Annotated in this window: 6 protein-coding genes and 1 tRNA gene; 3 read left to right on the top strand and 4 right to left on the bottom strand. The window is 62.2% G+C overall.

The genetic code is table 11. The annotated features are described in order from the left end of the window. Positions 1-384: 384 nt before the first annotated feature. Positions 385-1,233, bottom strand: a complete 849-nt coding sequence (locus tag ACLQ7E_RS18850) for a DUF3800 domain-containing protein (RefSeq protein WP_411734113.1) — start codon at positions 1,231-1,233, stop codon at positions 385-387. A gap of 344 nt (positions 1,234-1,577) precedes the next feature. Further along, positions 1,578-1,760 carry a helix-turn-helix domain-containing protein gene (locus ACLQ7E_RS18845; RefSeq protein WP_411734112.1) on the bottom strand — a complete coding sequence of 61 codons (183 nt, stop codon included), beginning with the start codon at positions 1,758-1,760 and terminating at the stop codon, positions 1,578-1,580. A gap of 354 nt (positions 1,761-2,114) precedes the next feature. On the opposite strand from ACLQ7E_RS18845, the gene ACLQ7E_RS18840 reads away from it, so the two are divergent. Further along, positions 2,115-2,897: a VOC family protein gene (locus ACLQ7E_RS18840; RefSeq protein ID WP_411734111.1), complete on the top strand. Its 783-nt coding sequence runs from the start codon at positions 2,115-2,117 to the stop codon at positions 2,895-2,897. A 96-nt stretch (positions 2,898-2,993) separates the two neighbouring features. On the opposite strand, the gene ACLQ7E_RS18835 is transcribed toward ACLQ7E_RS18840, so the two are convergent. Continuing rightward, the gene (locus ACLQ7E_RS18835; RefSeq protein WP_411734110.1) at positions 2,994-5,027 is read right to left on the bottom strand and encodes an FAD/NAD(P)-binding protein; all 2,034 of its coding nucleotides are present in this window, start codon (positions 5,025-5,027) and stop codon (positions 2,994-2,996) included. An 82-nt stretch (positions 5,028-5,109) separates the two neighbouring features. Here ACLQ7E_RS18835 and ACLQ7E_RS18830 point away from each other — a divergent pair, with 82 nt between their 5' ends. Beyond that, positions 5,110-7,326: a prolyl oligopeptidase family serine peptidase gene (locus ACLQ7E_RS18830; RefSeq protein WP_411734109.1), complete on the top strand. Its 2,217-nt coding sequence runs from the start codon at positions 5,110-5,112 to the stop codon at positions 7,324-7,326. A gap of 1 nt (position 7,327) precedes the next feature. Here the strand turns inward: ACLQ7E_RS18830 and ACLQ7E_RS18825 are convergent, their stop codons facing one another. Continuing rightward, positions 7,328-7,753, bottom strand: coding sequence for a hypothetical protein (locus ACLQ7E_RS18825; protein WP_411734108.1), 426 nt, complete (start codon positions 7,751-7,753; stop codon positions 7,328-7,330). Between the two features lie 138 nt (positions 7,754-7,891). On the opposite strand from ACLQ7E_RS18825, the gene ACLQ7E_RS18820 reads away from it, so the two are divergent. Next, positions 7,892-7,980, top strand: a tRNA-Ser gene (locus ACLQ7E_RS18820). Positions 7,981-8,214 lie beyond the last annotated feature (234 nt).

Raw genomic sequence — 8,214 nt, 5'->3', positions numbered from 1 at the left:
CCCTGCTCGAAAAGATCGACGGCAGCCAGCCGCTGCTCGGCGGTCAATGAACTATTTTGACGCATGAAAAACTCCCCGAAAGTAAGGATCTGAATTATTCAGTCCAACTTTCGGGGAGCAGTTCATTGAGCCGCTGGGGGGCTTTTCGTCGTCCATCTGTGGAAACGCGCTGTAAATAGGTCTGTTGCCGGGGGGCGAAAGCGGGCGGCAGAGCGACCCGGGGCTCCCAGGGCCCTCCTTCAAGGGCGTCCAACTTTCTAACGCGGTTCCAGCCGATAGGTTGTAGCGGCCATACGGAGGTGCTAGGGTAAAATCAGATGGATGTACGTCAGCTTGGCGAAACCCTAGCACCCGTTTCAAAACGGTAATTGCCGTATACCATCGTCACAGGGCCGCTACCCACGGGTAGGCGGCCTTCGTGTTTTCACGCCATGGATGCATTTTCAGCCCGTACGATGTCAGATTGTTGCCTTGTGCGCCTCGATACAGCTTTGATGCCAGAACCTCAAGGTAAGAGCGGTCGACGACGCCATTGCCGTTCCCGTTGAAGGCGAGCCCAATTGCGCTCGCGCTGAAATCAGCCAATTGAAGATATGGAAGCCTTTGAGGCTGATCCAGAGAACCTCCTCCAGGGACGACAAATCGCCAATCGACCTGGCATTGATTCGCTGGCAATTCTTTGATTGCTGCTTCGTATTTTCGGAGCGTTTCCAACTTGAATTTCTTAGTGTGCGCCAGGGTGTATGAAATATCAGCACCGGCGTTGCGTGCAATCCAAGACAAACGTTCGAGCAAATAGCCGAATGCATTCATGTATGCAGCGTCTTGGTTAAATGTAGTGTCTCGTTCTAGATAGTCCTTGCAGGTCACAACGGCACAGTGGCCAACGAGTGTCTCGGCTTCACTGAGAATCTCGACGGCTACCTTCTTGTGGTGGGGCTTAAATTTGTTGAAGTGAAGGTGATGCCCTGGCAACCTATTGGTTGCCACGCGAATACGCTCAAGAACTGCATCCGTTTCTTCAGATCGGGATTCGAAAAAGATGGCTGCACTCAGAATGAAGTGAGGACTGGATTTTCCCTGTAGGCCCCGCTGGCCTGATTCGTCGATATAAGCGAGCAGGCGTGGACGGACTTTAGTAGCCAATATTTCGCTTTCCCCGAAGTTAAGAATGATCTTGCTTAACGCTACCCGGTATTGTCGATATTTTAGGGTCGAATCATGTGGATGCAAGACTCAACTTCCACCCGTGGCACGGGGTCAGGCTCAAAAATGGAAGCGGGCATTCGAGCTGGCCTTGCATTACCACCGTTGGCGCCGAAGTTGAGATCAGGGCTTAGCTAGTTCATGCTTGCCTTTTCTTGGCCCCTTCAGTGAGCTCGAATGTGCTGCTTACTCGCTGCGATTCCTCGTACGCTTGAATATCTGCCAGTAGGAATCGCCAGAGGTGCCCGAGCTTCCATGCTCCGGGGATCGAACCTCTCCGGGCTGCCATGGTGATCCATCGTGGCTGATGACCCCATCGAGCCGAGAGTTCCTGAACGGTTAGTGACTGTCCTCGGCTGTTCGATTGCATGTCATGCCCTAGGTTCGGTGGGAAGTGCCTCGAACCAGTCCATCAAGTCTTGATGGCTGATACGGGGAAGTCGGCCGATATAGCGGGGGATTAGATCCCCTTTGTCAACGGCCCGGCGGATCATGTCCTTCGAGACACTGAACTGCTCCCCGGCTTCTTCGTAGCTGTAGGCGATCTGGCTCATGGGTAAAATCTAGCGAGTCTGAGTTTGCACGTCTAGCGGTCCGAGAGCGCCTCGCTGAGCACAATTTGAGCACACCTCCACTCAATTCATCGTGGATTGCTGTTATCCAAAGAGGGCTCGATCCCCAATATTTCGGGGGTTTCTTCCGTGCAAGGGACAAAAGAAAGAATTCAAATCTCTTACCATCCGCTCAATGTAAAGAGGCGGTTCCCGTACCCATGGGAACCGCCTCTTTACGTTCATGTGCTGGCCATGTCCAGGGGCGGTGATGGCGCGTAGGCTTCCAATCAACCGGGCAGGCAGGATTCCCGGATCACGAACCAAATGCAACCCCAGGATTGGAAGCGTTCGACAATGCCCCTGCGCGATATTACGCCCGCCGGAAACCCGGTCTGGACCGACATCATGACCACCGACATCGAAGCCAGCAAGAAGTTCTACGCAGCTCTCTTCGCCTGGGAATTCGAGGAACCGACCTCCGAGGAGTACGGCGGATACCTCAGCGCCAAGCGACAGGGGCGCCTCGTCGCTGGGCTCTCCCCCTACCAGCCCGAGTTCGGCGGCATTCCGAACATCTGGTCGCTGTATTTGAAGAGCGATGACATCACCGCCACCCAGGCCTACGTCCAGGGCGCAGGCGGCCAGGTCCTGATGCCACCGATGCACGTGGCTCCATACGGGCACATGGGCATCTTCCTTGATGCCGGAGGCGCCGCTTTCGGCGTGTGGCAGCCGCAGGAACACCAGGGGTTCGGCGTCGATTCCGAGCACGGCGCCCCGGCATGGCACGAGCTGTATTCCAAGGTCTACCCCGCGGCGGTGGAGTTCTATTCCAAGGCTTTTGGCTGGGACATGCATGTGTTGTCCGATGCCCCGGAATTCAGGTACACCACCTACGGGCAGGGCGACAATGCCCGGGCCGGGATGATGGACGCCTCCGGCTTCCTGCCGGCCGAGGTCCCCGGATTCTGGGTGACCTATTGGGGCGTGGATGACGTGGATGCGGCCTGCGCGCTAGCGGTGGCCAATGGCGGCACCGTGACCGAGGGCCCTCAGGATTCGGAGTTCGGCCGCGTTGCCGCGATCACCGACTGCTGCGGAGCCGCCTTGAAGCTGGTCGGCGTGCAGCGAGGCTAGTCGATTCCCAACCACGAAGAGGGTGCGGGCGTTGCCCGCACCCTCTCCTGCGCCCTGCATCGGGCCGCCGGACGCCGCGACCTGAATGCCAGTGTTTCAGCGCGGCTGGTTCAGGTCCTGGACCTGGCTCAGGCGCAGCAACTCATGGGCAACGTCCTGGGCGTCGCCGAGCGTCCGTGCCGCTCCGTCGAGCGCTGCGCCTGCCTGTGCGGCAATCGCGGTCCCCCATTGTGCGGAGGAAAGCTGCAACCCCAGCACGAAGATGGCCCGGTGTGCCAGTCCCCGGGCATCGACCATCCGGTAGGGCGCGCCCACGACTTCCAGCCCCTGCCCCGGGATCGGTTCGCCCTGGTCGTTGCGCATCGTGAAGGCTGCCGCCAGTCCGTCGTCAAGCAGTTGCCGCAGCAGCGGCGAGTTGGTTTGCAGCACGCGGTTGGCCGGCATCATCGCCTCGATCAGCGTGCGAGCCGTGTGCGCCGGGGCATCGACCCAGGGCGAGGACGCGGTGAACATCCCGGTGGGCACATCGATCTCGAATTCCGGGTCGGGGCCGATGAACTCCACCATGTTGGCGCGGGCCAGCGCGGCAAGTTCCTCGATGCGTTGCAGCGGCGGACCGGAGGCCAGGCCCTCCACCAAAGGCTCGAACCAACCCTGCACCTCGCCCAGGCGCGACTCGTCCGATATCAGGCCCTCGGCGATCATGTCCTTGACGATCATGCGCCCGGCGTTCAAGGTGGCAATGGCCATTTTCAGGGGATCTCTTTCACCCTCCTCCGAGGAAATTGCATCGTATTCCAGGTATTCCATGACGGCCTTCTGGTATTCCTTTACGGAGGAGAATCCCCTCTCGGCAAAGGGATGTCCCAGCCCGGGGACATCCAGGAACCCCATGGCAGGGGCCAGCTCGTTGATGAGTCGGCGGGCGTCCTGCAGCCACACCTGCGACCCCGCCTGGTGTTCGGCGTCGAGGGCGTCGATGAGCATGCCCACGAATTCGTCCGGGTCCACCTCAAAGCGGGAGGGGTGGCGCTGGGCCGCGGTGCGGTAGTACGCCAGCAAGACATCGCGGTGCAGCAATGGCCACACGTGCGCATCGAAGCGCACCGTTGCTTCCGGGTTCAGTGCCCGGGCCTCGGCAACCCTTTGGACGATCACTTCGCCATCCAGGTAGCGCAGCCTGACGGAGTCCGGGATGAATTCCTCGATGCAGGATTTCGCGCGGTACGGCGTGCCGCGCCGGGAAGCCGCCACGATCCGCGGCTCGCGGCCCGTGGGCCAGTACTCCAGGGCCCGGCCGGGCCCGCCGTTGATTTCGTTGAACTGTCCGCCGCGTCCCACGGTCAACGCAATCATCACGTCAAAGAAGTTCAGGCCCAGTCCCCGCACCAAGACTGTCTCCCCGCCCGGGACCTTGTCCCAGGCCACGTCCCCGGGGACGTTGGGGCCCTGGTAGAGCAGGCCGGCATCGTTAGCAGCCTGGGCCATGGCTTCCTGTGCCGGGTTCAGTCGCGCAGGGACATGTCCCAGCGCCAAAACGACCGCGTCGGCGCGCAGTTCAAATTCCGCGCCGGACCGTCGCGGGTGGGGGCGGGTGTCATCGACCGGGTGCCCCTGAAGCAGGTAGTCCGCTTCCCCGCGGTGCAGCCCGGTAATCTCGGCACGCTCGAAACGCACCTCGGAGACTGCCCCATGGGAACGGAGTGCGGCAACCGACCTGTCGAAAACATGGCGCAGGTACCGACCGTAGAGGGCCCGCGGCGGGTAGGAGCCGCGCACCATACGCTCCAGTTCCCCGGTTTCCACGCTGCTGAGCATCGCACCGTCGCCGCCGGCCGCACGCCATTGGTCAAAGCTCAGTCCCGGGTCATCCGGGTGGGTGCGTGCGGGGGCCACGGTGGGGAACCCTGCCGGGGTGTTCATCAAGAAGTGCCGGGATTGCGTTGTGGACCAGACATGCCCGGCACCCGGGTCATGGACGTCAAAGACCACCACGGTGATCTGGCGTGAGTGGTTTAGGGTGCGGCCCAGTTCGGACGCCAGGCGCTCAAGGACCGAGGTTCCCCTCGGCCCTGCTCCCACAACGGCTATGACGTACGGTTCTCGACCGGGAATCTGCTTCTCACTCACGGTTTCAGCCTAGTCTGCCCGGTGGCTGGATCGTCGTCCGACGTCTGCGCGATTTCCCGGTGCTGCATGAGAGACTGTGCCCATGAGCTCTACTTATCCTCGTGAGACTGATCTAAACGCCCCGGATACTGCCGAAGCACCCCTCTTGGAAGGGCACGCCCCGGGCGCTCCAGCCCCGGCCCAGTCCATCGATGCCAACACCGGGAGTACCCCCGAAGATCCGTTCCTGTGGCTGGAGGAGCTGGATTCAAAGCGCGCCATGGAGTGGGTGCTCGGGCAAAATGCCCGCACCGAGGCCGAGCTCTTCGACGCCGATTTCGCCGCCACCCAACAAGAAATCCTCAAGGTCCTCGATGCCGCCGACAGGATCCCGATGGTCACCAAGCGCGGGGATCACTATTACAACTTCTGGCGCGACTCGAAGCATCCCAAGGGACTGTGGCGGCGCACCGGCTGGGAGTCCTATTTGCAGGACGATCCGGCCTGGGAAGTCCTGCTGGACGTGGATGCCCTGGCCGCGACCGAGGGCATCGACTGGGTCTTCTCCGGCGCACAAATGCTGCGCCCGGCACCGGGTGACGATTACGCACGGGCCCTGGTCAAGCTTTCCCCCGACGGCGGGGACCAGGTGCGTGTGCGGGAATTCGACCTGCCTTCCCTCGCCTTTGTCGCGGGTGGCTTTGACCTGCCCGTCGCCAAGACCAACATCTCCTGGGCGGATTCGGACACGCTGTTCGTCGCCACCGACGTCGGTGAAGGGTCGCTCACCTTGTCCTCCTACGCGCGCACCGTGCGCCGGCTGGTCCGCGGGCAGGACCTGGCGGAGGCCGAGGAAGTCTTCGCCATCGACCAGTCGCACGTCCTGGCCTACGTCTCCCACGACTCGACCCCGGGATTCGAACGCGACGTGGCCCATGACGTCATTGACTTCTACAATTCCATGACGTTCCTCCGCCGCGCGGAGAAATGGGTGCACGTGGAGGTCCCCACCGATGTGGGCGTCTCGCTGCACCGCGGGTGGGTGTTGTTCTCCCCGCAGACTGCCTGGATCCGCGACGGTGCCACGCACATTCCGGGTTCGCTCGTCCTGGCCGATCTTGAAGCGTTCATGGCCGGCACTGCCACGCTGCGTGAGATCTTTGTTCCCACGGACTCCACGTCCCTGCAATCCATTGACTTCACGGCCAACAACATTCTCCTCAATGTCCTGCAAGACGTCTCCTCGCAGATACTCGTCTGCGATCCGGCGAAGGACTTTGCTCTGCGTCCCTTGGACATCGGCTCCCCGCTGCACAGCTTCAGCATTTCGGCCGTCGATGACGAGGACCCCGCATGCGGCGATGACTTCTGGCTGACGCTCACCGGATTCCTCACACCCACCACCCTGGCCCGCGGCACCGTCGCCGCCGATCCGGACGCGGTCGGCTCCGCTGTCCCCCAGGTCGTCAAGAGCGCCCCTGCCCGCTTTGAGGCCGAGGACTTCGAGGTCTCCCAGCACTTCGCCGTTTCCGACGACGGGACCCGGGTCCCGTACTTCCAGGTGTCCCCGCGCGAGCTGCCGTTGGACGGCATGAACCCGGTGTTGATGAATGGCTATGGCGGGTTCCAGACAAGCCTGACCCCGAGCTACCTCGGCGCCATGGGGCCCGGGTGGCTGGTCCGCCACGCGCCCTCGGGCAGGCGCGGCAGCTATGTGGTGGCGAACATTCGCGGCGGCGGCGAGTACGGCCCGAGCTGGCACCGTGCCGCCTTGCGGGAGAACCGGCACCGAGCCTACGAGGACTTCGCCGCCATCGCCCGGGATCTCATCGCCCGGGGAGTCACCTCGCGCGAGCATCTGGCAGCCACCGGGCGCTCAAACGGCGGGCTCCTCATGGGCAACATGATCACCGGCTATCCGGAACTTTTCGGGGCAATCTCCTGTGGCGTGCCGTTGCTGGACATGCGTCGCTACACCCGGCTGGCGGCCGGGCATTCGTGGATTGCCGAGTACGGTGATCCGGACGTGCCCGGGGACTGGGAATTCGTGCGGACGTTTTCCCCGTACCACCGGCTCGATGATGCCCTGCCCCAGGGCATCGACTACCCGGCTTCCCTGATCTGGAGCGCAACCAGCGACGACCGGGTCGGACCCGTGCAGGCCCGGAAGATGGCGGCGAAGATGATGGACATGGGTGTCGGCAATGTCCGGTACCACGAATCGCTAGACGGCGGCCATGCCGGGGCCAGCGACAATGACGCGACCGCCACCATGCTGGCCACCAGTTACGAGTTCCTCTGGCGGCATGTCGGCTCCTGAGTCAGGACCACTGGATCGTGCCACCCGGGCCCTGGGCCGCGGCATCGGTTGCGGCGCCGATGCGCTTCAGCAAACGCTGACTCAGCCGGACCTCGTGAGGCAGCTCGCGGAGTTCGGCCGGGTCAATGGCGAGATCTTGCCGTTCCAGGAGGTCGCTCAGGTACTCCCAATACTCCGCCGCCGCTTCTTCGTCGGTCTGATCCTCAATCGGTTCATCCGGTCCAACCACGACCAGTGCAGTTTCCCTGATGTCCTCCACCGAGGCGTCCGACCATTTCCGGGTCGAGGACCAACCGCGATCGTCCAACAACAGGACGCTGCGCCCGGTGTCAAGAACCACCGCAAGCCGGGCCGAAACCGAAATGCGAGTCTTGTCGGAGGTGTTGTAGTCGAGGTCGGCAACGGTGACCAGTCCGGTGGCTTGCATGGGGCCAACGCTACCTCCCGCGTGGTGCCCCTGACGGCCGCAGTCCCCTGATCTCCAAGGTTTGTTGCCGCCCAAAAACCCTCGTTTTGTATGCCGCGCCAGCTTTGGGTAGTCTAGGGGAGCTGGAAACAGCAAAATGGACACGTGCCAGAGCGGCCGAATGGGCTTCACTGCTAATGAAGTGTCGGGGTTAAACTCGACCGGGAGTTCAAATCTCCCCGTGTCCGCTGAAAAACCCCTATTTCGATAGGGGTTTTTTCGTCTTAACCCGCATGCCGCGGAAGACCACCATGAGCGCCCCCGACGCCGTGCGCAGCATCGCCCCTATCCAGACCAGGACTCGCCCCCAACAAGAAACCGCGTGCGTTTTGCCCCACGGGGAGCCAAACGCACGCGGCCACGAAATAGCATACCGCGACAAGGCCCCCAGCCGCCCCAAAATGTCTCCGTCCCCGAAAGCA

It is taken from the genome of Paeniglutamicibacter sp., assembly GCF_046714615.1.
GTDB lineage: Bacteria > Actinomycetota > Actinomycetes > Actinomycetales > Micrococcaceae > Paeniglutamicibacter.
Note: the sequence above shows the minus strand (reverse complement) of the source record. Positions and strands in the feature narration are given on the sequence as shown.

Excerpts from the sequence above, each read along its gene's own strand:
- ACLQ7E_RS18825 (WP_411734108.1), bottom strand. The coding sequence starts at position 7,753 with ATGCAAGCCACCGGACTGGTCACCGTTGCCGACCTCGACTACAACACC.
- ACLQ7E_RS18840 (WP_411734111.1), top strand. The coding sequence starts at position 2,115 with ATGCCCCTGCGCGATATTACGCCCGCCGGAAACCCGGTCTGGACCGAC.
- ACLQ7E_RS18845 (WP_411734112.1), bottom strand. The coding sequence starts at position 1,760 with ATGAGCCAGATCGCCTACAGCTACGAAGAAGCCGGGGAGCAGTTCAGT.
- ACLQ7E_RS18830 (WP_411734109.1), top strand. The coding sequence starts at position 5,110 with ATGAGCTCTACTTATCCTCGTGAGACTGATCTAAACGCCCCGGATACT.